Annotated in this window: 23 protein-coding genes and 1 pseudogene; 11 read left to right on the forward strand and 13 right to left on the reverse strand. The window is 62.1% G+C overall.

What is annotated here, in order from left to right; genetic code table 11:
* Positions 1 to 141 precede the first annotated feature (141 nt).
* Positions 142 to 363: a hypothetical protein gene (locus AB4Y79_RS06600; RefSeq protein ID WP_441859885.1), complete on the forward strand. Its 222-nt coding sequence runs from the start codon at positions 142 to 144 to the stop codon at positions 361 to 363.
* Positions 364 to 915: 552 nt separating this feature from the next.
* The gene (locus AB4Y79_RS06605) at positions 916 to 1,365 is read left to right on the forward strand and encodes a hypothetical protein (protein WP_441859887.1); all 450 of its coding nucleotides are present in this window, start codon (positions 916 to 918) and stop codon (positions 1,363 to 1,365) included.
* Between the two features lie 57 nt (positions 1,366 to 1,422).
* Here the strand turns inward: AB4Y79_RS06605 and AB4Y79_RS06610 are convergent, their stop codons facing one another.
* Complete coding sequence (locus AB4Y79_RS06610) at positions 1,423 to 5,538, reverse strand: DEAD/DEAH box helicase (RefSeq protein ID WP_441859889.1); 4,116 nt, start codon at positions 5,536 to 5,538, stop codon at positions 1,423 to 1,425.
* A gap of 814 nt (positions 5,539 to 6,352) precedes the next feature.
* On the opposite strand from AB4Y79_RS06610, the gene AB4Y79_RS06615 reads away from it, so the two are divergent.
* Both AB4Y79_RS06615 and AB4Y79_RS06620 read left to right on the forward strand, forming a co-directional pair.
* The gene (locus AB4Y79_RS06615; protein ID WP_441860220.1) at positions 6,353 to 6,580 is read left to right on the forward strand and encodes a helicase associated domain-containing protein; all 228 of its coding nucleotides are present in this window, start codon (positions 6,353 to 6,355) and stop codon (positions 6,578 to 6,580) included.
* A gap of 158 nt (positions 6,581 to 6,738) precedes the next feature.
* On the forward strand, positions 6,739 to 6,966 hold the full coding sequence (locus tag AB4Y79_RS06620; protein WP_441859890.1) for a DUF2188 domain-containing protein: 228 nt from the start codon (positions 6,739 to 6,741) through the stop codon (positions 6,964 to 6,966).
* Between the two features lie 330 nt (positions 6,967 to 7,296).
* Here AB4Y79_RS06620 and AB4Y79_RS06625 read toward each other — a convergent pair whose 3' ends face one another.
* From AB4Y79_RS06625 to dprA (AB4Y79_RS06645), 5 genes and pseudogenes are all read right to left on the reverse strand, one after another.
* Positions 7,297 to 8,640, reverse strand: coding sequence for a ParB/RepB/Spo0J family partition protein (locus AB4Y79_RS06625; RefSeq protein ID WP_441859892.1), 1,344 nt, complete (start codon positions 8,638 to 8,640; stop codon positions 7,297 to 7,299).
* Between the two features lie 598 nt (positions 8,641 to 9,238).
* Complete coding sequence (dprA, locus tag AB4Y79_RS06630) at positions 9,239 to 10,147, reverse strand: DNA-processing protein DprA (RefSeq protein WP_441859894.1); 909 nt, start codon at positions 10,145 to 10,147, stop codon at positions 9,239 to 9,241.
* 565 nt (positions 10,148 to 10,712) lie between these two features.
* Positions 10,713 to 10,865 (reverse strand): hypothetical protein, encoded by a 153-nt coding sequence (locus tag AB4Y79_RS06635; protein WP_441859896.1) that lies wholly within the window; start codon positions 10,863 to 10,865, stop codon positions 10,713 to 10,715.
* Positions 10,866 to 11,053: 188 nt separating this feature from the next.
* Positions 11,054 to 12,079, reverse strand: coding sequence for a DUF4192 domain-containing protein (locus AB4Y79_RS06640; RefSeq protein ID WP_441859898.1), 1,026 nt, complete (start codon positions 12,077 to 12,079; stop codon positions 11,054 to 11,056).
* Positions 12,080 to 12,660: 581 nt separating this feature from the next.
* A pseudogene (gene dprA, locus AB4Y79_RS06645) lies at positions 12,661 to 13,556 on the reverse strand (DNA-processing protein DprA); the annotation flags it as partial.
* A gap of 520 nt (positions 13,557 to 14,076) precedes the next feature.
* Here dprA (AB4Y79_RS06645) and AB4Y79_RS06650 point away from each other — a divergent pair.
* The gene (locus AB4Y79_RS06650; RefSeq protein WP_441859899.1) at positions 14,077 to 14,808 is read left to right on the forward strand and encodes a hypothetical protein; all 732 of its coding nucleotides are present in this window, start codon (positions 14,077 to 14,079) and stop codon (positions 14,806 to 14,808) included.
* A 35-nt stretch (positions 14,809 to 14,843) separates the two neighbouring features.
* Here the strand turns inward: AB4Y79_RS06650 and AB4Y79_RS06655 are convergent, their stop codons facing one another.
* Complete coding sequence (locus tag AB4Y79_RS06655) at positions 14,844 to 15,431, reverse strand: recombinase family protein (RefSeq protein ID WP_441859901.1); 588 nt, start codon at positions 15,429 to 15,431, stop codon at positions 14,844 to 14,846.
* Positions 15,432 to 15,738: 307 nt separating this feature from the next.
* Here AB4Y79_RS06655 and AB4Y79_RS06660 point away from each other — a divergent pair, with 307 nt between their 5' ends.
* The 3 genes from AB4Y79_RS06660 to AB4Y79_RS06670 all read left to right on the forward strand — a co-directional run bounded on the left by AB4Y79_RS06660 (position 15,739) and on the right by AB4Y79_RS06670 (position 16,663).
* On the forward strand, positions 15,739 to 15,939 hold the full coding sequence (locus AB4Y79_RS06660) for a hypothetical protein (RefSeq protein ID WP_441859903.1): 201 nt from the start codon (positions 15,739 to 15,741) through the stop codon (positions 15,937 to 15,939).
* 128 nt (positions 15,940 to 16,067) lie between these two features.
* A complete protein-coding gene (locus AB4Y79_RS06665) occupies positions 16,068 to 16,349 on the forward strand; it encodes a hypothetical protein (RefSeq protein WP_441859904.1) in 282 nt (93 codons plus the stop codon).
* The gene (locus AB4Y79_RS06670; protein ID WP_441859905.1) at positions 16,325 to 16,663 is read left to right on the forward strand and encodes a hypothetical protein; all 339 of its coding nucleotides are present in this window, start codon (positions 16,325 to 16,327) and stop codon (positions 16,661 to 16,663) included. Before AB4Y79_RS06665 ends, AB4Y79_RS06670 begins: the two co-directional genes overlap by 25 nt.
* 76 nt (positions 16,664 to 16,739) lie before the next feature.
* Here AB4Y79_RS06670 and AB4Y79_RS06675 read toward each other — a convergent pair whose 3' ends face one another.
* Both AB4Y79_RS06675 and AB4Y79_RS06680 read right to left on the reverse strand, forming a co-directional pair.
* Positions 16,740 to 17,228, reverse strand: coding sequence for a DUF2306 domain-containing protein (locus tag AB4Y79_RS06675; RefSeq protein WP_441859906.1), 489 nt, complete (start codon positions 17,226 to 17,228; stop codon positions 16,740 to 16,742).
* Between the two features lie 229 nt (positions 17,229 to 17,457).
* Positions 17,458 to 17,805: an SdpI family protein gene (locus AB4Y79_RS06680; protein ID WP_441859908.1), complete on the reverse strand. Its 348-nt coding sequence runs from the start codon at positions 17,803 to 17,805 to the stop codon at positions 17,458 to 17,460.
* A gap of 51 nt (positions 17,806 to 17,856) precedes the next feature.
* On the opposite strand from AB4Y79_RS06680, the gene AB4Y79_RS06685 reads away from it, so the two are divergent.
* A complete protein-coding gene (locus AB4Y79_RS06685) occupies positions 17,857 to 18,120 on the forward strand; it encodes a hypothetical protein (protein WP_441859909.1) in 264 nt (87 codons plus the stop codon).
* 29 nt (positions 18,121 to 18,149) lie between these two features.
* The gene (locus AB4Y79_RS06690; RefSeq protein ID WP_441859911.1) at positions 18,150 to 18,293 is read left to right on the forward strand and encodes a hypothetical protein; all 144 of its coding nucleotides are present in this window, start codon (positions 18,150 to 18,152) and stop codon (positions 18,291 to 18,293) included.
* Positions 18,294 to 18,565: 272 nt separating this feature from the next.
* Here the strand turns inward: AB4Y79_RS06690 and AB4Y79_RS06695 are convergent, their stop codons facing one another.
* Positions 18,566 to 19,039, reverse strand: a complete 474-nt coding sequence (locus AB4Y79_RS06695) for a hypothetical protein (protein WP_441859913.1) — start codon at positions 19,037 to 19,039, stop codon at positions 18,566 to 18,568.
* A gap of 60 nt (positions 19,040 to 19,099) precedes the next feature.
* Positions 19,100 to 19,282: a hypothetical protein gene (locus AB4Y79_RS06700; protein WP_441859915.1), complete on the reverse strand. Its 183-nt coding sequence runs from the start codon at positions 19,280 to 19,282 to the stop codon at positions 19,100 to 19,102.
* Between the two features lie 96 nt (positions 19,283 to 19,378).
* On the opposite strand from AB4Y79_RS06700, the gene AB4Y79_RS06705 reads away from it, so the two are divergent.
* Positions 19,379 to 19,585 carry a hypothetical protein gene (locus tag AB4Y79_RS06705; protein WP_441859917.1) on the forward strand — a complete coding sequence of 69 codons (207 nt, stop codon included), beginning with the start codon at positions 19,379 to 19,381 and terminating at the stop codon, positions 19,583 to 19,585.
* A 108-nt stretch (positions 19,586 to 19,693) separates the two neighbouring features.
* On the opposite strand, the gene AB4Y79_RS06710 is transcribed toward AB4Y79_RS06705, so the two are convergent.
* On the reverse strand, positions 19,694 to 20,932 hold the full coding sequence (locus AB4Y79_RS06710) for an ABC transporter permease (protein ID WP_441859919.1): 1,239 nt from the start codon (positions 20,930 to 20,932) through the stop codon (positions 19,694 to 19,696).
* Positions 20,932 to 21,864 carry an ABC transporter ATP-binding protein gene (locus tag AB4Y79_RS06715; protein WP_441859920.1) on the reverse strand — a complete coding sequence of 311 codons (933 nt, stop codon included), beginning with the start codon at positions 21,862 to 21,864 and terminating at the stop codon, positions 20,932 to 20,934. The genes AB4Y79_RS06710 and AB4Y79_RS06715 overlap by 1 nt, the downstream gene beginning before the upstream one ends.
* Positions 21,865 to 22,146 lie beyond the last annotated feature (282 nt).

A 22,146-nucleotide genomic window follows, 5' to 3' on the forward strand; every position in this document is an offset into this window, starting at 1 on the left:
GGAGCAGGTCAAGACCGCCGTGGTAGTCCTGGGCGACTGCATCGACGTCGGAATCGAGGTCGCCGCCGGCAACGAATACAAAGCCATGGAAATCAGCAAGCTTCTGGAAGCTGGAAGCGCAAGCATCCGGAGGCAAATCCAATGACACGAGAACTCGCGGTGCGTGCCGAGCTGGGCAAGGACGTTGCTAGAAGCTGGTCCGAAGAAAGAGAACATCGTCGTCGCCTCGCGTTAATCCAGGCAGAAGGCGTCGTCATCAAAACGAAAATTCGCGCCATCGGGTCAGTGATCGACGAAGCGATTCAATACCCCGACAACGCCACCGTACAGTGGCTGGCCCGACGATACCTGCCAAAAAACTGAAGGAGAGCGAACAATGAAATACTGCATTCGGTGCGGAATCCGAAGCCTTCTGGCCAAACATGAACACTCGCCAAAGCCCAGGGTAGGCATCAGTGATGCTGAGCAAGTAACAACCCAGGACCAACAGCAGAAAGCTCCATTTATGATCGCCCGCAGCTCTGCGGTCACCCATGATCTGCCTCACCCTGCAGGGCTTACGCCAGACGCCCTGACGGAGCGCGAACAGGAGAATCTAAGGACAGCATTCCTGTTCCATCGGCAAGTCCAAGACGCCCAGCGCAACAGGCCAGAATTCGCTCACCTCTATGAGGGCTTCTTGGCCACGACGTCATCCTTAGGGAAGGGCGTGCTACTGGACGCAGCGGAGAGGATCGCGGCCGATTCCAACGTGAAGGTAGTGATACCAGACTCGTCCCCTGGAGGCCCCTAATGCCATCCGTCACAGGCCGATACGTTGCTGCCCAAAGGATTTCACTGAGGGCAGCAGCGTACAGGCTGGCAATTCGACTCGCCGGAACAGGCTGGCTTTGGCCTCTCGTCGCCGGCCTCACGTTGACCATCGTGATTGCCTGCTTCCTGGTCGCCACAGCGCTCGGGTCGGCATCTGCAGAACCGTCCCGGCCGGTAGAGGATCGGGTAGCAGCTTCAGCGGCTCAATCTGCCACCGCGCCACCTGCGCCGTCGGCTCCTACCCCCGAGAGCAAGGCAACGAAAATTGCCCTTGATGGCTACCCTTTCACCGGCACCCTAGTTCCCGGAGACACCGTGATCGAGTTGGCCGTTCAGCATGACGAGGAGCCGCTGGGCAGCTTCCTGGCAAGGGTCGACGTCCTGCCTGTCAAAGGAGTCCTGATGAAAGTTGCCTATGACGGCAAGGCAGGACAGCGCTGGGTGGCTCTCCTCGAAGCAAAATTCCCGAGCCTGACACAGGCATGGGAATGGTGCGAAAAACAGTCCAGCCTCGGCATGGAGTGCTTCGCTGGCACCTACAATCGCCTCTAGGGTGCGCCCTGGTGTTCCGGGACCCGGCTCGGCTTCTCAGGACTCGACGCGCCGAAGTCAACCTTCGGTTCCTGTTGACATGCTTGCCAAGGGCAGCTGAGCGATGTCACCGGAGACCAATCTGTTTTCCAGATCGGAACGGCTCAGAACAGGGGCATTGTTCAGCAGCATGAGCCGAAGCATGCGTGCGTTGGCTTCGACATCAAGTTCGCCCGCAGATCCAAGGAACCCGTTCCCTTCATGGAAGTTCTTGTCATAGACCCGCGCGATCATTTCGAAGAAGAGACTCGGATCGACCACCGCGCATGCCTCATAACGGTAGGCCGAACGGTGTACCACTCCGTGCGTCGCGCCGGCAGCAGCGATGACAAGGATGTTCTGGTGCGATTGGAGCGTCGCCGTGACCTCGTCAACGGTTGCCTGGTTTACGACATCACGGGCAATTTGCAGGAGGGTTTGCTCTTTGCCGTCACCGTCACCGTCACCGTAGGTGATGATCAGGCGCTCGGGTGAACCGGCAGCCATCTCAACAGACAGGCCACTGGCCTCCAGCAGTTCGCAGATGATCTGGAGCCCTCCGGTGCCTGCAACCTTCTCCAGGTCCTCGGCCATGGTTAGCTCGTAGTCCCGCGGGATATGGTGCCCGGCCCAAGGCTGGGCAAGCGACAGGGCAAATCTTTTGCGATCTGCCTCAATCTTCCTGATCTCAGCTGTTACCTTGGCCACCGTCGAGGGGGACAAGGGTTCCCACTTCGCGGCGCGTTGTCCGCGCCCGGGGTTCGTTGTAGGACGCGCCCCCGTATCCTCGAAGTATTTCTGCAAAATATCAGCCAAGCTGTCCCACCGTAGCGCGGGGTCCTCGAGGTAGGGGAGTAGACCGAGCAGGCGCTCCCGGTTCATCGACCGGTGGTTGACTCGAACCAAGGTTGCGAGAACGGCGGGAAGCCCGATTTCGACTTCCGTCTCGAGGTTTTGAAGTGTCCTAAAAGTCATATCGGATGGATCGATCGCAAGCATGTCCGCGGCGGCGCCGATGGCATACGCCACACCCTGTCCCAGTGACTGGATTGCCACTTCGTCGGGTACCCCAGACTGAGCGATCTGCTCGATATCCGTCAACGGAGAGCCGGCCCATCTCTTGAGGAGCACCAAGGCCCGCCATAAAGCCGTTGCGTGTTCCCGGCCGGGCGCCCCCAAAATGTCGTTCGTTGTTAGCGACGCACGGAGCCCATCGGCGATAGTACCTGCGCCGATGACGTCCCGGGTAAGCTGCCCGAAATGGCGGAAGAGCCTGGGGGCTCCTTCAGGCTTCTGCTTGAGGGCTTCTCGTGTCACTTGCAAAATGCCTTCGAGCGCGTTCAGCGGAGTGGAGGGCATATCGAAGCTCATCTGGTACGTCATTCTCAGGCAGATGGGAGCCCGGGCCGCAAGATAGAACAAGGTCAGGGGTCCCGCGCCCTCTGCTGCCGCGTGCGCAATCTTCGCAATTGTGTCCGCGTTTTCCGCACCGAGAGCGTTGACCGCTAAGGCATGTCCCCGGGCGGAAAGGCGGACTTTGTCTCCATCCTGCACAATTGCTCGAGATTCCAGGAGGCTTCTCATCGAGCCATCGGGGAACATGTCTCCGAAGCACCCGGACAGGGTCTTGCTATGAAGCTCCTTCGCCTGCATTTCCAGATCTGTGAGACTGAGAGGTTCTCGCTCGCGGCCCAGCCGCCACAATACGGCGTTCTGAAGCCACAAATTGTTTTGCTTGGGCGAATATTCAGCCCCACCAGTCCAGTCGCTTAAGTAATGGTCGAACACTTTATCGGCGGCTCGCACAGCCTTGTGAACCGCGGTATCAGCTGCGTCGGGCCGTCCACCCAACCCTTTACGTTCGTCGATCCCTATCTCGATTGTGGCGTCACCGATGTGCGACGGCGGAAATTCGTCGGGGCTTACGATGTAGCCCAACCCTTGAAGCTTGAGACCAAGACGTCCAGCGCGCCCAAGCCGCTGGATCACGCTGTCCTTATCGAGCAGCCGGTAGTAGTCGCCAGCCGAAAGCAACATGTCACCGTTGATAACGATATCCGAGGGCAGGTTCACTCCCAGCTTGAGGGTGTCGGTGGCGAAGAGGATTCGGATGTAGCCATGTCGAAACCCATCCTCGACCGACTGCCTGGAGTGGGTGTCCAGAGTCGCTGTATGAAATCCGACGCCATGGGTCAGCGCCTGAGTCACGTAGCGTCTCAGCCTGCCGGGGGGCATTTGATTGAGGTCCTCTATAGCTTCCTCGGGCGTAAGGACGGGATTTGATGCCGGCATTGCTTCGAAACGGCCTCCTGTATATGGCTTATCAATCGAGTCATTGATCTCCCGGAGCCCAAGATGCTTGTGCATAAGCTCCTGTGTTGCCACTGCCAGATGCCGAGCGACCCGGCGGCCATGGACGAAAAACAGGATGGAAGGTGTCGTGCGCGGATCGAAGGTTCCGTCTTTCACGTGCTTGTTGAGCACGTCGAACATGAGTTCCAGCGGCCTCTGGTAGACGCGCGCTAATTCCTTCGTTTTCGGGTGGACCTGGATTTGTTTGAGCGCCGCCCCGAGGTTCGCCAACGCAGCGCGGTCCGTTTGAGGAACCCCGGTATCGTGGGTTTCTCGCTGGAGCGATATTTTCCCGTCAGTGGCAGAAACGGCCAGCGGAACGGGCCGGTACTCCGCATCAATTTGCGGGGCATGGCCAGAACCGTTTTTTGACAACCAATCGCGCAGGAGCTTCCGGGTATCGCGGCCCAGAGATGCCGACAGCCCAACCCAGCGAAGCTCCGGATGCCGCTCGAATATTTCAATCATCAGCAGTTCCAATTCCAAGCCCCGCTGCGGTTCAACAAGATGCTGGAGCTCGTCCACGACGATCAGCGGACAGTCGCTGAGATTCATGCCGATCCTCATCAGCGCAGAGAGCTTCTCCGGGATGACAACGGCGATATCAAAGGTCATGGACCGTAAATGATCGTTGTACTGAGGGTGATCCCTGGTCCCCGCAATGATCTGCCAGTCGCGTGCCTCAGTGCCCCTAATGAGGTTCTCCAGGTCCCTGACTATCTGGTTCACCAAGGCCTTGGTCGGGGCAAGCATGACTACGCGGCCAAGGGCGTCCGGATCTTCCCGTTTCCGTTTAGCGATGGCCTCAAACATGGCCATGTGGGCCAATCGCGTTTTTCCGCTCGAGGTCGGTGCGAAGACAAAAAAGGAGTTCTGTTCCCGGGCCTTGAAGATGAAATCTATCGCCACCCTGTCCAACTCAGAAGTGCCGTTGTCCAAGATCCCGGTCTTCGTGTAACCGAGCGCCTTTACACTCTCCCTGTGTTCCAGAAGGGCGTTCTTCTTTCCGGAGAATTTCCGAGCGAGCTGGCGAGGCATTGCGGACGCGCCTTCTTCGAGGCTGATGAAAGGATCGCTGTCATCAAGCGAAGCTGAAAAGCCTGCCGTCGCAAACAGCATCGATGCAATATTGCGACCGGCCAACGCGATCCCCGGCAGTGACCAGGTGGGTCGAGTGTTCCTCAGGAGACCTCGGGCCCAGACATCCTTCTGTAACTGAGCGCCTGTCTTATTCACTGCCTGATTAGCTGAAAACGACGATGGCTTCAAGAGCCAAGCTATCTGTCCGAGAAGTCCCCATCGAATGAACCTAAGGACCTCAACGGAGTGTTTGGCTTGTTTTTCCGAAAGAGCCTCGGAACCGGCGAAGAGTACAGCGCCTGGGGCCAGCACGTCCTCGGCGGTCTCCAGTACGTTATCAACGCTTTCTACGATGCTGCGAAGTATGGTCTGGCCCCGGAAATAGTCGTCCTGATGGCTCTTCAGAGGAAGGTCTAGTTCTTCCCATAGCAACCGGTCACGGCTGCCGGCGAAGGTGTAGACCTCTTTCCTCAGTTGATTGACCTGAGTATCGCTCACCTTCGTCAAGTCGCCGAGATCGTCTTTCAACTTAAAGAACAAAGGGTTAACCGTCTCGCCGATCAGAGACCACGCTTGCACCCATCCGGTGTCCCTTCCGGCATGACGAGCAAACACCTCGTGTGCCAAATGCCCTCCGTCAAGAAGAAGCCGCCTCAAACGCAGCTGATCCAGCCGGTGACGCAACTCAGCACGTTCCGATTCCGTATAACCCCTAACCGTCATAGCCTCTCCTTCACATGCCAACTTGGGGTCAGCGTAACCGCCGAAGCACCATCGGAAAGATATTTCTAGTCAAATGACAAATAAAGACTTCCCCGCACGTCTTCCCCGCCACACGCAGAAGTCGATGGAGCGGGGAAGCCCCCATCCTCAAGATGGACTCATGACTCAACAAGGAGTCCGAACACAAGGAGCTGATCCCAGTGGGGAACATTAAAGTGACAGGCGGCAATCAGCCGGAAAAGCGCTTCACTTGGAAGGACGGTGTGAAAACCGTGACTACGGACAACGGGTCCCGTATCGACCGATACTCCGGAGGAGATGGGAAACCGGACGGCCCTGGAAAGACGCACGAATGGGAGACACGGAACAAAGCCGGAAAACAAACAGGCGGCGGGATTAGGTGGCGGTAAGCCCAAAAGGAGGGGCCGGGACTAATTGTCCCGGCCCCTCCTTTCGTCGTCCGGGGGTGTCTCATTCTTTCTAGGTTGCTACATGACAGGGGTGGGCCGGGGGCTCATCATGTCGTGACGCGCAGCGCCCTTGACGGAGCAGCAGGAGCAACGACACTCAGAGGCCGGGATGGGGGAGTCCTAGGAGGCTGTACATATCCGCCGGTTGCGTTGAAGGCCGGCTGCCCAGCCCGCGGGCGAAGTCCGCGCGGGAGCGTGCCCTGAGCACCTGGCTTGGGCGCGGGCGCCAGGACGCCGACAACGGCACCCTCTCCCCCACTGTCGAAGCCCGGCTCGGGGAAATCCCGGGCTGGGACGCGCCGCGCCGGCAGAAAGAAAGATGCGAAGCGCTGTGGAATCAGCGCCTGGTCGTACCCGTCGCCTACCGGGCGGAGGGCAAGGACTGGCCGCTGCACAAGAAGGCCGGCACCAAGCAGGAGCGTGTCCTTGGGGTGTGGATCCACGGCCAAAGAATCACCTACCGCCAAGGCACGTTGACCCCTGCCAGGCAGGCAAGGCTGGACACGGAGTTGCCGGGCTGGCGGCAGGGCCGGCCCCGACGGGGCGGCCAACCCAAAACCTCCCTCGCTTGAAAACTAAGCATGCTTTCTCTTAGGTTGGTGTCAGCTTCTCCGCCTGTCCCCCATCAGGCGGAGGGGTTGCCAGGAAGGCCCCGCACGACGAGGCGGGGTTTTTCGCTATCCGCGCTTGCGCAGCAGGTCTTGGACCCGAACGGTAGAGGGAGTGTGCAATGGCTCAGGGTGATATCGAGACGTACTACGAAGACGGTGCGTGGAAGAACAAGCGCGAAGGCACTGACCGCGCGTTCGGTGCCGGCTACGGCACCAAGGACGAGGCGGTGGCCGCCGGCCGCGACGCCGCGAAAGCGGACAAGGTCGAGCACGTCATCAAGAACCAGGACGGCCAGATCGCTGAGAAGAACAGCTACGGCAACGATCCGAGGAACGTCCCGGGCTGAATCGACGCTGAGACTCGGGTTCTCTTGTTAACCCGGAAAGGAGCCGGCATGTGCCGGCTCCTTTCGGGTTTCTCTGCAAGAAATCTATGGCCAGTCTAACTGACGTGATGGCCGTGGTCTGTCCCAGCCTCATTGCTGGAGCACGGCTCTTGTCCTGAATCCTGGTTGTTGCGCGGTACGGCGGTCCGCCGCTGGTGAGTGGTTGCTGTGGTTCGCCCTGGGCGGCGGACCGCCCGACGTCCGGAAGGTTCCTGACCCGCCTGTGGTGATTGGGCTGGGGCCTGTGCCGGGCAGGGTTCGGGATCCGCCGCCCGGCACAGGAGCCGTGGCCTATCCGGCCGTCTCGGTCTTTTCGCCGCTGTCGATGATGATCTGCTCAGTCTCCGATGCGGTGTATCCCCATGTGACCAGCTGATTCAGGTAGTCCCGGTGGGTTTGGCTCGGTGAGCGCCACGAGTCTTTCTGGATGGTCTTTTCATACCCGGCGCAGACCAGCGCGATCAGTCCGAACTCCGGGCGTGCGGTGGCTTTGGCGACGTGGTCCCTGAGCGGGTTCCACGCCCACTGGTTGGATTCTTCGACCTTCGCCCCGACCATCTCTGCGGCCACCTTGCCCTCGTAACCGCTGGCGGTTTCGGCGTGGTGGGTGATCGCATGGAGGGTGAAGTACTGCCAGCCCTTGGGGGCCTGCTTCTTCGCCAGCAGGTTCTTGACCCATTCACGCCTGACCACAGTTGACTGCATCAGCTTGTTGTTCTCGATCAGGGTCTTCCGTTCGGCCTTCTGCTCCTCGGTCATGGGCCCTTTGGGGGCCGATGAGGTGCCGTAGCCGCTGTAGTAGCGGAGCGTGAAGCCCAAGTCCTTCCAGCCGGTGACAACGGCGACGGTGGAGTGCTCGCCGCGATAGTCCGTCTCGATGTAGACGGCGTTTGCGTCCTCGTCGGTAGCCGGTTCCCCGTCTGCCCTTTTCAGGGACGTGACCCGGAGGGTTTCGCTGTCCTCCCCGTACCCGCATTCGGGAACAACAGTGGTTCCGGCTGTTTCCAGCTCTGCGGTGAGGGCGGCCAGCGCGGCGGCGCGGTCGCGGTTGTCGCGCAGCTGCTGGGTGACGTGCAGGAGCATGTCGGGTTCGTCCATGATGACCGACTCCAACTCGGCGGTCGCTTCCTCGTCTGACTCAAACTCAGCGAGAATCAGGGCTGCTTCGATGGTGTATCCCTTGCCCAGGGCGGCGGCTCCGGTGTCGGTGGACTTGGCTTTGAGGGCGGATTCGACGGTGGTCTTGGTCCGTCCGGTCTTCTTGGCGATCGCGGCGGCTGAGACACCGATCAGGGACAGCTGGTGGTAGGCGTCGGCCTCGTCGGATTCGGTCAGTTCGGCGCGCTGGATGTTCTCCACTACTTGCGTGACGATGCGTTCTGCTTCCTCGGGGGAGTCGATGATCATTACCGGGATCAGGGGCCGTCCGGCTTCGACGGCGGCGCGGGTGCGGCGCTGGCCCATCAGGACGTGCACGGTGCCGTCGTCCTTGCGGTGGGCGATCACTGGTTCCATCACGCCGTGTTCCTTGATGCTGGCGATGAAGTCAGCGGTCAGGGCGGCGTCCTTCCGGACGTTGATGTCAACGGTGAGGGTGGCTGGGTCGAGCATTTCGAGCGTGGGTGTTGCGGTCATGGTTTTTGTCCTTGCAGAGACGTGAGGGGTGTGGGGCGACCAATGGTGACCGGCCAGCTCCCCTTCTCCCCCCGCTGTTTTTTGGTTGCTGGCAAGCTTGCTTGCTCGGCGGCCGACGGAGCCCTGTCTACCCGCAGGGCAAGGGGCGGGAAATTCCCGGAGGAAATAAGCGACGAAGGAGCGCCGGAGGGAAATTCCTGCACCGCAGGCCCCGGAGGAACGGAGGGGCTAGACGGGGTGGAGCGGACGCCTAGAATCCGAAGGACAGCAACCAGAAAACGTCGTAGACAAGAAGGGCCAGGGGGTCCGGAGCTCTGCGACGGCGCGCCCTGGACCCAACAGCCGGCCGCGCCAGCGGACGCCCGTCAACTGGTTGGAGCGCAGCGGAGACCAGGGTGAGCCCTGCGAGCCTGCCTCTCCCCCGTCCACGGACAACCCCAGGGTCATTGCCACGAAGGGCTTGCCGCCGGCGGCCGCCGCCCGGCACCTGGCCGCTGCGGGATTGGCGGTCCGCCGCCGGCGACCACCAGCGCAAGCCGGCCACGGCGGCGGACCGCCCGCGGTGACCGGCCCGAAAGGCCGGCCACCCTTTGGGGGTTTAGCTGGTGAGCAGTTCGGTCAGTTCGTCCGCGTCGGTTACCAGTGCCGCGCCGCCGTCTTTCAGGAGTCGGTGGCATCCTGCGGAGTTGGCGCTGTGGACGCTGCCGGGGACGGCGGCGACGTGCCGGGCGATGGTTTCGGCGTGGTAGGCGGTGTTCAGCGCACCGGAGCGCCAGCGTGCCTCCACGACGCAGGTCACCCCTGCAAGGGCCGCGATGATACGGCCCCTTTGCAGGAATCGCGCCCGTGTAGGGGCACTTCCTGGGGGCAGCTCGGAGAGCGTCAGGCCGTTGGCGCGGATCGCGGCCGCGAGGTCCGCATTTCCTGACGGGTAGTCGCGGTCAAGTCCCCCGGCCAGCACCGCGATGGTCGCAGCTCCGTCGCCGAGGCCCCCGGCCAGTGCGGCGCGGTGGGCGTGGGCGTCGATGCCGTAGGCGAGTCCGGCGATGACACAGATTCCGCGCTGGGCCAGGCTGTAGGCGATGTCACCGGTCACGGCCGCGCCGTAGCTCGTGCAGTCCCGTGAGCCGACCAGAGCTGCGCACCGGGACGGGGCCGGGATCCCGTTCCACATGTCGCCCCGGTACCAGAGCCCGTAGGGAGGGTCCGGGAGGTCATCCAAGCCGGTGGGCCAGTACTCATCTCCGGGGATCAGGAAACCGCCGCCCAGGCGTTCGATGGTGGCTAGGTCCTTCTCCGGGGCCAGGTCCGGCACGCGGGGCGCCCAGCGCTTCAGCGCGGCCGCCAATTCTTCGGGCGTTACGTCCGGGAGGGTGTGGGCTGGTTGGGCGCCGGTGGCGAGCCGCAGCGCGGCGTAGGCGCCGAGCCTGCCCACAAGGGTTCGTCCAACCGTGTCGTTAGGTTCGAACAGGCGGGTCAGGGCTGCGCGTGCAATGCGATCGTTCATGGTTTTTGTCCTTGCAGAGACGTGAGGGGTGTGGGGCGACCAATGGTGACCGGCCAGCTCCCCTTCTCCCCCGACGCTTCTATGTCTGTCAAGCGGGTGAAAGAGGGTGCGGGTGCGGACCCTGTTGTCGCTTGGGGCGGTGTTGGTGACCGGCCAGCGTCCCCTCTCCCCCCTTGTTGTTTTGGCTGCTGGCGAAGCTTGCGGAGCTGTGGCCGACGGAGGCCTGTCTACCCTTGGGCAAGCGGTGGGAAATTCCCGGAGGAAATCAGCGACGAAGGAGCGCCGCAGGGAAATTCCCGCCGCGCAGGCCCCGACGAAGGAGGGGCTAGACGGGCCGGAGCGGACACGTACAATCCGTCAGGACAGCAGCCAAAACGTCGAAGACGTAAACAACAGGGCCAGGGGCGGCGGAGCTCTGCGGAGCCGACACTGGACCCCGCAGCCGGCCGCGCCAGCGGACGCCCTTTTCAGCGGTTAAAGGGCTGAGGCCGGCCCCGTGGGGCCGGCCTCAGTTTTTCCCTCAGCAAAAGGAAAACCAGTGCTGCAGCGTCTTCGCTGCATCAAGTTACGGGTCCAGCGGGGATTTCTCCCAGGAGAAATCAACGATGGGGGCGCCTTGCTGCGGCATGGTCAACATCGAGAGCTCGAGAACGTCCTGGACGTGGGTGGCGTCGGTGGGTGCTGCGTCGTCGTCCGTGAGGATGTATTCGTGGCTCATGTGCTGCCCCCAGGCTCTTTAGTGGATCGTGTTCCTTTTCCACTGTAGCCCGGCGTTCGGCCGTTTCCCGTTTCTGGAGCTGCGCCCGCGGCAGCGTGATCGGCGGCCGGAGGAGCGCACGCGGGGGAGGCCGCCCCCGCACCCAAGGGGGCCGGACCGGTGTCCCGGCCCGGCCCGGCCCCACCCGCCTAGCGGTGCCGCTTGTAGGCGGTGGCCTGGTTCTTCGCGACCGGGGCGATGGTTCCCCGGCTCACCAGCTGGTCCATCAGTTCTGCGAGCCGGTAACCCGGCGTGTCAGCCAGGGCGAGCTTGAAGTGGTCTCCAGCGACCGACGATTGACCCTTGAGGTACGCCAACCAGCCGATCAGGGTCAGCAGGGGCGCCCGGTAGCCTTCCGGCGCGGCGTCGATGAGGTCACGCGCCGTGTCCTGCGCCCGGTCCACGCGGTCCCAGTCCGGGGCGATCCCCTCCCCTACGAACAGGTTCCCGCTTCCCTCGGCGTCGGGAAGCTCGGGGGCGATCACGTTGCAGAACAACGTGTCGCGCAGGTCCGGGCGCTGGAAGCACGCCAGCAGCTCCACCGCCGTCTCCGGATCCATCCATCCGTCCCCGGTCAGGGCCTCGGCCCACAGTTCCCGGCCCGGAGCCAGCTCCGCTCCGAGCACTCCCGGGAGCGCGTGACGGATCTGCTCCTCCCTGTCTGCCGGGCCTGCGAACGGAGCATAGTTGGTGCCGGGCGTCTGTTGGTAGCTGCTGCCACGGAACACCAGTTCCGCGTTCAGTTGCCCGTCCGTGATGGATTCCAGCGGTTCGGGCGGGCAGCACCCGGCGTCGCTGTCGCACAGCAGGTTTTGCCAGTGCGACGGGGTGACCAGCCATGCGTCCTGCAGCGGGGTGCCTGCGTTGTCCAGCGCGTCGATGACGGCTTCGACGTGATCGTGGAAAAGGCGGGGCTGCCCGGGCGCTGGGGTGCTGGCCGTGTAGATGGCCAGCAGCACCGCCGTGGCCTGCGTGTCCAGTGTGAGGTAGTCGACCATGGACCGGGCGAAACCGGCGGGTTCGGCGGACGCGGGGGCGTCTACACGCAGTGTCGCGCCGAGCGTCTTGCCCCGCATCGTCAGGAACACAAAGGATTCACGCGGTACGAACCCGAGGGAGTGCGGGATGAAACCGAGGATGTCGGCGGGGCTGGAGATGCGGATTGCGTCGGTCATGTTGTAAGTCCTTTGCTGAGGATGGTGGTGGGTGGGGCGATCAATGGTGAGCGGCCAGCGTCCCCTCTCCCCCCTTGTTGTTTTGGCTGCTGGCGAAGCTTGCGGAGCTGTGGCCGACGGAGGCCTGTCTACCCTTGGGCAAGGGGCGGGAAATTCCCGGAGGAAATCAGCGACGAAGGAGCGCCGCAGGGAAATTCCCGCCGCGCAGGCCCCGACGAAGGAAGGGCTAGACGGGCCGGAGCGGACACGTACAATCCGTCAGGACAGCAGCCAAAACGTCGAAGACGTAAACAACAGGGCCAGGGGCGGCGGAGCCCTGCGGAGCCGGCACTGGACCCCACAGCCGGCCGCGCCAGCGGACGCCCTTTTCCTGGTGAGCTCTGCGAACCCCTCCATCAGCACCCCGGGTCTGCTTTCGGCGTCCCTGACTTCAGCGGCCGCGCGCCCCCGGTCGCCGGCACTGAGTGTGCGAATGGCGGTCCGCCGACGCCCACCCACAGCGCAAGCCGGCCACGACGGCGGACCGCCAGCGGTGACCGCCCCGGTAACGGGACGGCCACCTGAAAGGACTACCCTGCGAGGAGCTCGGCCAGTTCGGCCGCCTCGGAAACCAGCACCGCCCCGCCTTCCTTCAGAAGCCGGTGGCATCCTGCAGAGTTCGCGCTGTGCACGCTGCCGGGGACGGCGGCGACGTGCCGGCAATGGTCTCGGCATGGTGGGCGGTGTTCAACGCCCCGGAGCGCCACCGAGCCTCCACGACGCACGTCACCCCTGCAAGGGCGGCGATGATGCGGTTCCTCTGAAGGAAGCGGTACCGGGTCGGGGCGGAACCGGGCGGGAGCTCTGAGATCGTCAGGCCGTTGGCGCGGATCGCGGCCGCGAGGTCGGCGTTTCCGGACGGGTAGTCGCGGTCCAGTCCTCCGGCGAGGACGGCGATGGTGGCGGGGCCGTTGCCGTTGCTTCCGGCCAGTGCGGCGCGGTGGGCGTGAGCGTCGATTCCGTAGGCGAGTCCGGCGATGACGCAGATTCCGCGCTGGGCCAGGGTGTAGGCGAGGTCGCCGGTAACGGCTGCGCCGTAGCTCGTGCAGTCGCGTGATCCTGCCATTGCCACGCAGTTGGATGGCTCGGGGATCCCGTTCCCGATGTTGCCCCGGTACCAGAGGCCCAAGGGCGCGTCTGGAAGGTCGTCCAGGGCTTCCGGCCAGCGTTCATCTCCCGGGATGAGGAATCCGCCGCCCAGGCGTTCGATGGTGGCCAGGTCCTTTTCCGGGGCCAGGTCCGGCACGCGGGGTGCCCAGCGCTTCAGCGCGGCCGCCAGTTCCTCGGCCGTCACGTCGAGGAGGGTGTGGATCGGTTGGGCGCTGGTGGCGAGCCGCAGCGCGGCGTAGGCGCCGAGCCTGCCCACAAGGGTCCGTCCAACCGTGTCGTTCGGTTCGAACAGGCGGGTCAGGGCTGCGCGTGCAATGCGATCGTTCATGGTTTCTCTTGTCCTTTGCTGAGGATCCGGTGGGTGGGGCGGCCTTGGTGACCGGCCAGCTTCCCCTCTCCCCCGGGCATTTTTTGCCTGCTGGCGGAGCATCGCGGAGCTGTGCCCGACGGAGCCGGGGCAACCCGACGGGCAAGCAGTGGATGGGTTGTGGGAGGAAATAAGCGAAGCGCCGACACAAGGCATCGGCTGCGCAGCCGTCCGCAGGACGGTTGAGCCGGTGGAGCGGGCACGTACGATCCGGAGGACAGCAGCAAAAAACAGAAAACTGCTTTTACAGCCCGAGCGAAGCGAGGCCCGATGTACGGGGTCTAGCCGAAGGGGGAAGGTATCTCGACGCTACACTCGGCTTCATGGAGAAATGTGTGTTGTGGGGGGCGCAGCCATGGCGACAGCGCTAAAGAACGGTTCGCCCAAAGTCCCGTTTCATTTTCGGGTGGGCCCTGCCTACGTTGACCTTTGGGCCCATGAATTTACGCATTGGGACTCCACAGAAGGCCAAATGCACACCATGACAGACCTTGCAGAGTCCCTGCACAACCTTCTCCAGAAGCGAGACCAGCTCCAGATGGCAAGAGGGGTTTTCGGGCAGGTGAGCGTTTACTACCCCGACGTCTACCCAACCCCGCGCCAGCAAGAAGTCCTCTTCAGCGCTACCCACGACTTTTTCCATACCTACTACTCGGCGGTGTCCGCGATGTTGTCCGTGATTCGACGACACACGAACACCTTTGGGGAGGCGCCAACGCACTCCATTGGCAAATTCCTGACCTGGTGGAAGCCGAAAGGCATTTTCATGGACCATGCGTACCCGCTGCTCGAGAAGGCCCGTGCATTCAGGGCGTTTCTTGACCACAAGGAGTCACATCCGCCGTACACATGGCACACTGTCGGCCAAAACGGCCTGACCAAGATCATGCTCGTAGGTGCAGCCAACGCTAAGGGAGGCATCCCTGAAGGAACAACGAAACACCCAAGTGGTTGGGCGCTCATGGCACCTGACGAAGACCTGGTTGTTTCTGCCCTGGCCGTGCAACTGAACGCTTTGATTCCGGAAATCGGGGCAAACGCCGATATTTCTAGGGTTCTGAAGTGCACTTGGGCACCGAAGCCCACCCCCGACGACACCGGGCGCGGCTATCCCATTTTCGCGCACCGAGACGTAACGATCAGCGATATTTACAGGCGCACGGTGAACACCAATGTCACGGTATCCCGGGACACAGCACCACCGAGAGAGTAGCCCTGCGATGCCACACAAGCACTTGGAAGCCAACGTTAGGCATCAGGCCTAGCCTGCGCCTGCTGGTGACGATAAAGAGTTGCGCGGCTCCAGCCCACGAGTCGGGCAGCGGCTTCAGCTGTTCGTCCCTTCGCGCGGGCATCCTGCGCAATCGCGAGTTTGTCAGCGATCATGGCGGGGTCAGACAGGGGCCGACCAAAGCGGGTTCCGTTCTGCTTGGCGGCGGCGATGCCTGCGTTAACTCGTTCGGTAATGAGCTCGCGCTCATACTCGGCAAGGGTTGCGAGCATGTTCAGCATCAACCGGCCGGTCGAGGTGGCCGGGTCGATGCCATCGGAGACGGACCGAACCCGGATGCCACGGCCGCGTAGCAGGGCCACCGTGTTCAGCACGTCGATCAGCGACCGGCCCAGCCAGTCGACCCGCCACACAACAACGGTGTCGCCTTCCTCGGCGTACTCGAGGAGTCTTTTCATTCCGGGCCGCTCGATCGCCGTCCTGCTTCCGGAGGTCACATCGGCGAAGACATCGCGTTTCTGCACACCGGCTGTGACCAGTGCATCCAGCTGCAGCTTTGCGTCCTGGCTGGACGTACTGACGCGGGTGTAACCCAGTAGCCTCACGAGGCAATTCTGACTCGAAAAGCCCCCGATGCACCCGCGGCGAGACGATCTACTGCGAGACGCCTTTACGAGACGCCGAGTGGCCAGTCGTTCCGCCCGTTCGCGCGGCCGCCGTTGTCCCTTCCCAGGCCCGGGTCAGTGTCTTGAAAAGCTGTTGTTTTTCGAGACGTCGTCAGCTCTTCCCTCGGCCAGCACATGGCCACAACCGCAACTGAAGTTCTGAAAAAATGTGCGGGGCCAAGCACTGGAACCACGCTCGGCCCCGCCAGCAGGCCGCACGATCTGGCCTTTGGCCTACGCTTGGCTCATGAATAACTCCAAGAGAGCTACGCTCATTTGGTCGCTGGGGGCAGTTATTTTTTCTCTCCTAGGCGTCTATACCGCGATGGCTTCCGCCGGCACCTGGTATCTCGTGCTTTCGGCCGTCATTCTTCTTCTGGCAGGCGTTGTCTTTGCTTCAAAAGCAGTCCTGACCAACCGCGCGGCTGAAAAGCCCAGCCCTTCATAGTCAGGTAAGTCTTCACGGTCACTGCCGATTGTTGCCGTCATGTTTCCCTTCGCTGCCTTGGGCGTGCCAGCTTCGGTTGTCGTTGCGTCAGGCATCGAGACTGTTTAACCACTCCGAGAAGGAGAACTGTGCTTGCCAGCGACACCTGGAAGAAGATCCGAACGACGACCGCCTACAAAGGCTTTGTGACGATCAACCGTCAAACCTATGAAGAACCAAGTGGAGCCGTGACCGACTGGGACGTCATTGCCGGCCGTGACTCTGCAGCGACACTTGCATTCACACCCGCAGCAAGCCACGTCGTCCTTTCGAACAGTTCCGCGTTGGACCCGAGAAGTCACTCCTCGAACTCCCCGGGGGATACCTCAATAGCGACGAGCAACCCATGGATGCAGCGCTTCGAGAGCTAAGAGAAGAAACCGGCCACCCAGAATCAGCCTTCTACGCTGGTTCAGAATGGTTTGCTGCAAACTCGTCACGACGTAAGCATCTTGTAATCGCGGCTAACGCATCCGAAGAATTTGTAACGACTTGGGATGAGTCTGAATCCGGCCACGTGCACCTTCTTCCTATCTCGGAACTCATGGATTTTCTTGTCAGCGGAGAACTCACCGACGCTGGTCTTGCTTGCCGCGGCCTTGCAGCTCTCGCACGCAGCAATCCCAAAACGGAAGTTCTTGCAGATCTACGTGATTGCATCCGCCAACTTCTAGTGGCACCTTAGTAGCTGCGGCGCATCAGCCCTAACGTGCTCCGGCCCCAAAGAGGAAGCGTCCCGCGACCATTAACTGAAGGATCGGCTAACGGGCGCTTGAGATCGTTCGTGTTTTGCGGAGCTGGGCGATACCGAAGATTGTCATTGCCGCTGTGCCGAGCAGAACCAGGATCAGCAGCCCCAGGAGGGGTAGCTCATGGATGGCGAGCTGGGGAATGCGGCGCGATGGCACTGCGAGAACGCCCACGAAGGCTCCAAGCAGGCCAAAGTAGCTTCCGGTCATGAACCCCCGGTGGGCCCTGATGTTTCTCTTCCAGATGGCCCACAGTCCTGCCGTCAGTGTGCAGAACGTCAGCGCTGAGAGTGCGTGAAGCCAATTAAACCCACCGTCGATGGTCCTGATTCCGAACGAGGTCAGAACTACGACGTACATAGCTACAACCCAGATTCGACCCACGGTCCTATGAACGCTGTCTCCTTTCGTCCGTCGTAGCAGGTTCACGGCTCCGAAGATCAGCGCGTAGCTGGCGGCAATGGCGTGTAGAGAGATCAGAATAGTCCAGGGGGAAGGCATGCCCGGAGCCTAGCGGATCCCGATTCCTTTCACCGCCGACCTGACTCTTCTGAGGGTCCCCTGTTTCGCGACCTCCGCACCCACCCCGCAACAACGATGCGACAAACATCGCCGCGAAAACACCGCCACTTATCGCCGCGAGTCACAACCATGCGCGACAGAGCGAGTGGGACTTCTCATATCCCATGCGTTTCGAGACGGAGCCATGTGTTCGAGGCACCCGCTAGGTCTAGCGAGGGGGGAGCGTGGAGTCCACTCGAGTGACCTGGCGCTGGACGATGATGGCAGCGGCGACTAGGGCCAGGAATGCTGCTGTTGGGATTATGGGCGTCAGGTGGGTTAGTGCCAAGGTCAGAGTGCCGCTCAGCGAGAGTATCCACGAGAGGCGAACCATGACCGGCGCCATTTTGAGGTGCATCTGACGCCAGTTCGAGTCCGAAGCGAGGCTCTTAGTGGTCCGGAATCCGACCGAAGGACTAAGTGGAAGGCTCTGACGCCTGCCTGCTGCTGCAATACGTCCGAAGATTATCCCCAGAACAATGCAGGAAATCCCAACGACATAGCCGATCCAGTCCACACGGTCTCCCTACTAGGCCCTGGTGTCGGGCGCGTTCCCAATCCTATCGGGATGAAGCAGGCGTTTCCCTCCGTCGCGGAGGACTGCCTCTATCCCGTCGAGAGCATTCTGGGTTTTTACGTCGTCACGGGATCCTATATCCCCTACATCGGTGTCGTGAGTCGCAAGGCTTATGAGATACCGCTCTGTGAGCGTTTGTGCGCTTTACCGGCCAGTTTTCCGACAAGGATGGCGGTGAGGACTGTCGATTCGACTGCCTGCACGCCGGAGAAGAACGGCAGCACGGCCAAGGCCGCGGGAAGGATCAGCAACTGACCGGGCCTGACAGACCAAGTAAACCGGCAGTGGGTAACGGCAGCGACGGCAACGGCCATGCCGGCAAGCAAGAGAACCCCGGCGAGCCGGCGATAGAGGCTGCCTCATCCGGTGAAGTCATCCAGGGCAAGTGCGGCGGCCAGATTCACAGCCGCCGCAAGGAGGACCAGTGACAGCCCAGCTGCAAAGGACTCAGTCGCGCAGTTAACCTGCCGGCCTTAATGAAAAGGTTTCTGCCGGCACTGCTGCTCCTAAATTGAAGAGGCCTGCTGACATGGCGCAGGTGCCCCAAAGCTGTCCAGACCATCAGGAGCTCAACAGGGTCCAACGGCCTGATGGAATACGGCTTCACGGGGCCAGAGGAGTGCGACTGCCGTGTAGGCGCCGCCGCAGGAAAGCAAGCCGCCGAATGGGGGCAGGCATGCCTGCCCGCCCGTAGGGTGCCTTAGCGTGGACTGGTTGCTGCGTTCGTTGGCCCCGTAATGCGCGAGGTGATGAGGGAAACGAGTTCCTCGGGCGCAGCGCATGAGGCAATGATCGTGGTGTTGCCGCTTCGAATGCGGATAGACGGGCCGCCAACCAGGTAGCCCGTGCCTTCACCCGGGAGTAAGCGCAAACCCATGCCCTGGACAATTCCTGTGGTTGGTCCCACGGAGACGGCAGATATGTCCCTATAGGGGATGGTGGTTCCGAATACGGCGGCGACCCGGATCGACAGGCACGTTTGCTCCAGCCGAATCCGAACAGTCATCATCATGGCAGCAGCAAGGGCAGTGGCGATCACCACGGCCAACCCGGGCCACGGAGTCATGGTCACCAGAACCGACACGGCCGCGAGGCCAACTGCGGCCAGCAAGGCACGGTATCGGGCGGGCATCAGAGTCCGGACCAGTAAAGGTTTCGAGGTTGCCTCGGGCATAATTCCTGCAATCCTTCCCGGCACTTTCGTAGGAGGACAGCCCACATCCTGACGTAGAGGTTAGTAGCTGACCTCGACGTCGAATTCCGAAGCGGGCTTGCCCGTTATTTTGGCCGCGGCTTCCCTCACTGCTTCCGGAATGTCCTCAACCCTGTGGGCGGTGGCCTGCAACTCCGACAGCTCAAGCGTCCGAAGATCAAACCACCCATCTGCGGCGTCTTTGATGTAGGCAGTGAGTTTCATGTGCCTCCAGTTTCCGCAGTCATGGCTGCCGTTGCACCAGCATCCTCATGGAGGAAACTGGCTCCGGTTGGGCGGTGCCCGGAAGTAATCTTGAGCATGGAGTGGACCAAATATGCGCAGGAGATCGCCAGGGAGTTCGTGGCAATGCGCCCCGAAAACTTTGTGGACCTCTGGCGCAAGTACCAGGACTACGGAGGCCGTGCCGGGCCGTCGGAGTTTCACGCCCTGATCCACGGGGAGGGTGAAGCATTTGAAAAAGACCTCTTCCTGTTGAAAGCGGCGTTTGAAGACATTTCAAAGTAGTCCCCCAACGACCCATACCGCCGATAGAGGGAACGCGATCCCCATAGCTGCCGGTAAGGGCTTGGGGCCGTGTACCAGCCTTTGGGCAGCCAACCCCTTTTTCGGGCCTCAGGTGGTGGCCAGGTCTTTGCGGCGGAAGGTCCCGGCGATGGAGAGCTTGCGGCCGTACTCAATGGACCCGTACCGGAACAGGTGCACGGCCAGGCGCAGGATGAGGATCCCAACGACGAACAACTCGACGATGACGATCCCTGCCTCGAGCGGGCTGAGGGTGCCGAAGCCGTTGCGGAGCAGGGCGGTGACCGGGGCGGTGAGCGGGAAGTAGGTGAAGACCTGCACGATGAGAGCTTCCGGGTTGGAGATGACCATGCTGAATGTGTAGAAGGGGATGAACATCATGGCCATCAGCGGCCCGAAGATCGTGCCGGCTTCCTTGGCGGTCGGCATGATCGCCCCAATGGCCACGAGTACCCCGGTGAAGACGGTGAACCCGCCAATGAGCAGCAGCGCCCCGATAAGCATGGGCCCCGGCTCGAAGACCAGGGATGACAGGTTCATCTCCGGCAGGGCCAGGGAGTCGCGGAAGAACAGGTAGGCCAGCCCGACCGGGGCGAGGAACACCAGGATCTGCACGAGCCCGACCATGAATAGGGAGATGATCTTGCCCGTGATCAGGGTCGTCGGGTTCAGGGTGGTCAGGATCATCTCGGTGACCCTGTTTTCCTTCTCCTCCAGCGTGGAGTTCAGCATCAGGTTCGAGAGCAGGATCATCGACAGGTAGAACACGACCAGGAACAGCAGCGGCGGGATCACTCCCCCAACCCCGGCGGCAATCTGCCCATTTTTGTAGGTCTCCGAGTCGAACTTCACCGTCCCGGTCAGGGCAGCGGCCAGGCCCGGGTTCTTGACCTGGTACTGGGCCGAGGCCTCCAGCAGCTGCTTCGCCACCGCCTCGTATTTGCCGTTCTCGAACATGCCCTTGTCCGCCCCGTAGACCTTCACCGGTTCTTTGGCGGGGTCGGCCGGGTAGGCGAAGTAAGCCTCACTCGTTCCGCTCTTCACCGCCTCAATCGCCGCCGCCGAATCAGAGGCCAGAGTCCCGCCTGCAGCCTGGGCGCCGGCTGCGGGAATGATCCCTGAGGCGTCGGTGTAGGTGAAGGAGAACTTGGCGTTCTTCTGCGCGTCCGCGGTGGCGTGAGTGCTGGTGTTGGAAGCGTAGATGAGGGCGAACACCACGATCAGCAGGACCGGGATCGCCAGGGTCGCGATGGCGAAGCCGCGCTTCTTGATGGTCCTGACGAATTCGAACCCTATGACGGTTCCGAGGTTGTGCCGTGCCAGTGCCATTACTTTGCCTCCGCCAGTTCGTGCTGCTCGCCGTAAACCTTGATGAAGATCTCGTCCAGGGAGATCCGCGCCGGGGTGAAGGACCGTAGACTGACGCCTGCCTCGACGAGCTCGCGCAGGACCTTCTCCTCGGACGCCCCCTGCCCGGGTGTCAGTTCCGCCCGGCCGTCACTGGCGGCCATGACCTCGTACAGGTCAGAGGCGGGCAGGACGCCGTCGTAGCTCACCCGGTAGACGGTTCCGCCGAACTCTTCTTGGACTTCTTCGACGGTGCCGTAGGCGCGGGAGACGCCGTCCTTAAGCAGGATCACCCGGTCACAGAGCCGCTCTACCTCTTCCATCTGGTGGGTGACCATGATAACGGTCGCTCCGGCCCGTTTGTGCTCTTCAATGATGTCCATCAGCAGCCGCCGGTTCACCGGGTCAAAGCCCTTGGTGGGCTCGTCCAGGATCAGCAGCTCCGGGTTGTTCATGATGGTCACGCCCAGCTGGACCTTCTGCTGCTGCCCGCCGGAGAGCTTGTCCAAACGGGTCTTGGCCTTCTCCGGGATTCCGACCCGTTCCAAATAGTTCTCCGACCAGGACCGGGCGGCGGCCTTGGGAAGGCCCTTGAGCCGGCCGAAGTAGACCATCACGTCCAGGACCGGTTCCTTCTTATACAGGCCGCGTTCCTCTGGCAGGTACCCGAGCCGGGCCCCATCACTTGGTTCGAAGACTTTCCCGCCGATGTGCAGGATGCCGGCAGTGGGTTTGTAGATGCCCAGCAGGGCCCGCAGCGTCGTGGTCTTCCCCGACCCGTTACTGCCCAGGAAACCGAAGGTCTCCCCCGCATGGACATCGAACGACAGGTCCTTGATGACTGTCGTGTCCCCGAAGTCCATGCGGAAGTCCTGAATGTGCACAAGCGGCTCCGCCGCGTCCCCCAACGTCATGGAATCAGCCTATCTCTGGCAGTGCGTCCGGCGCTGACCGGCATGCGTAGAGGAGACTCCTACTGGAGTCTTGAGCGAACCTTGTGGCCAACGTGGGTGGTCGTTGCGGGAGAGGTTCTAGCGTGGAGAACAAGGTCCCGCGGTTGGGGGCAGGACCTTGCAAATGGGACAGGGGCCGGCAGCACGGGGCATTCATGAGACGGCGAATGCGGCCCTCCAACACCGCTGCCGGCCCTTACCCCTTGTGCCCAAACTCTGGCTTGGGCATCGCCAGGGTGTTGC

This window comes from Pseudarthrobacter sp. YAF2 (assembly GCF_052113345.1).
Lineage (GTDB): Bacteria > Actinomycetota > Actinomycetes > Actinomycetales > Micrococcaceae > Arthrobacter.

Excerpts from the sequence above, each read along its gene's own strand:
- AB4Y79_RS06660 (WP_441859903.1), top strand. The coding sequence starts at position 15,739 with ATGAATAACTCCAAGAGAGCTACGCTCATTTGGTCGCTGGGGGCAGTT.
- AB4Y79_RS06685 (WP_441859909.1), top strand. The coding sequence starts at position 17,857 with ATGAAGCAGGCGTTTCCCTCCGTCGCGGAGGACTGCCTCTATCCCGTC.
- AB4Y79_RS06705 (WP_441859917.1), top strand. The coding sequence starts at position 19,379 with ATGGAGTGGACCAAATATGCGCAGGAGATCGCCAGGGAGTTCGTGGCA.
- AB4Y79_RS06650 (WP_441859899.1), top strand. The coding sequence starts at position 14,077 with ATGACAGACCTTGCAGAGTCCCTGCACAACCTTCTCCAGAAGCGAGAC.
- AB4Y79_RS06710 (WP_441859919.1), bottom strand. The coding sequence starts at position 20,932 with ATGGCACTGGCACGGCACAACCTCGGAACCGTCATAGGGTTCGAATTC.
- AB4Y79_RS06670 (WP_441859905.1), top strand. The coding sequence starts at position 16,325 with ATGGATGCAGCGCTTCGAGAGCTAAGAGAAGAAACCGGCCACCCAGAA.
- AB4Y79_RS06640 (WP_441859898.1), bottom strand. The coding sequence starts at position 12,079 with ATGACCGACGCAATCCGCATCTCCAGCCCCGCCGACATCCTCGGTTTC.
- AB4Y79_RS06625 (WP_441859892.1), bottom strand. The coding sequence starts at position 8,640 with ATGACCGCAACACCCACGCTCGAAATGCTCGACCCAGCCACCCTCACC.
- AB4Y79_RS06635 (WP_441859896.1), bottom strand. The coding sequence starts at position 10,865 with ATGAGCCACGAATACATCCTCACGGACGACGACGCAGCACCCACCGAC.
- AB4Y79_RS06715 (WP_441859920.1), bottom strand. The coding sequence starts at position 21,864 with ATGACGTTGGGGGACGCGGCGGAGCCGCTTGTGCACATTCAGGACTTC.
- dprA (WP_441859894.1), bottom strand. The coding sequence starts at position 10,147 with ATGAACGATCGCATTGCACGCGCAGCCCTGACCCGCCTGTTCGAACCT.
- AB4Y79_RS06600 (WP_441859885.1), top strand. The coding sequence starts at position 142 with ATGACACGAGAACTCGCGGTGCGTGCCGAGCTGGGCAAGGACGTTGCT.
- AB4Y79_RS06675 (WP_441859906.1), bottom strand. The coding sequence starts at position 17,228 with ATGCCTTCCCCCTGGACTATTCTGATCTCTCTACACGCCATTGCCGCC.
- AB4Y79_RS06620 (WP_441859890.1), top strand. The coding sequence starts at position 6,739 with ATGGCTCAGGGTGATATCGAGACGTACTACGAAGACGGTGCGTGGAAG.
- AB4Y79_RS06700 (WP_441859915.1), bottom strand. The coding sequence starts at position 19,282 with ATGAAACTCACTGCCTACATCAAAGACGCCGCAGATGGGTGGTTTGAT.
- AB4Y79_RS06610 (WP_441859889.1), bottom strand. The coding sequence starts at position 5,538 with ATGACGGTTAGGGGTTATACGGAATCGGAACGTGCTGAGTTGCGTCAC.
- AB4Y79_RS06695 (WP_441859913.1), bottom strand. The coding sequence starts at position 19,039 with ATGCCCGAGGCAACCTCGAAACCTTTACTGGTCCGGACTCTGATGCCC.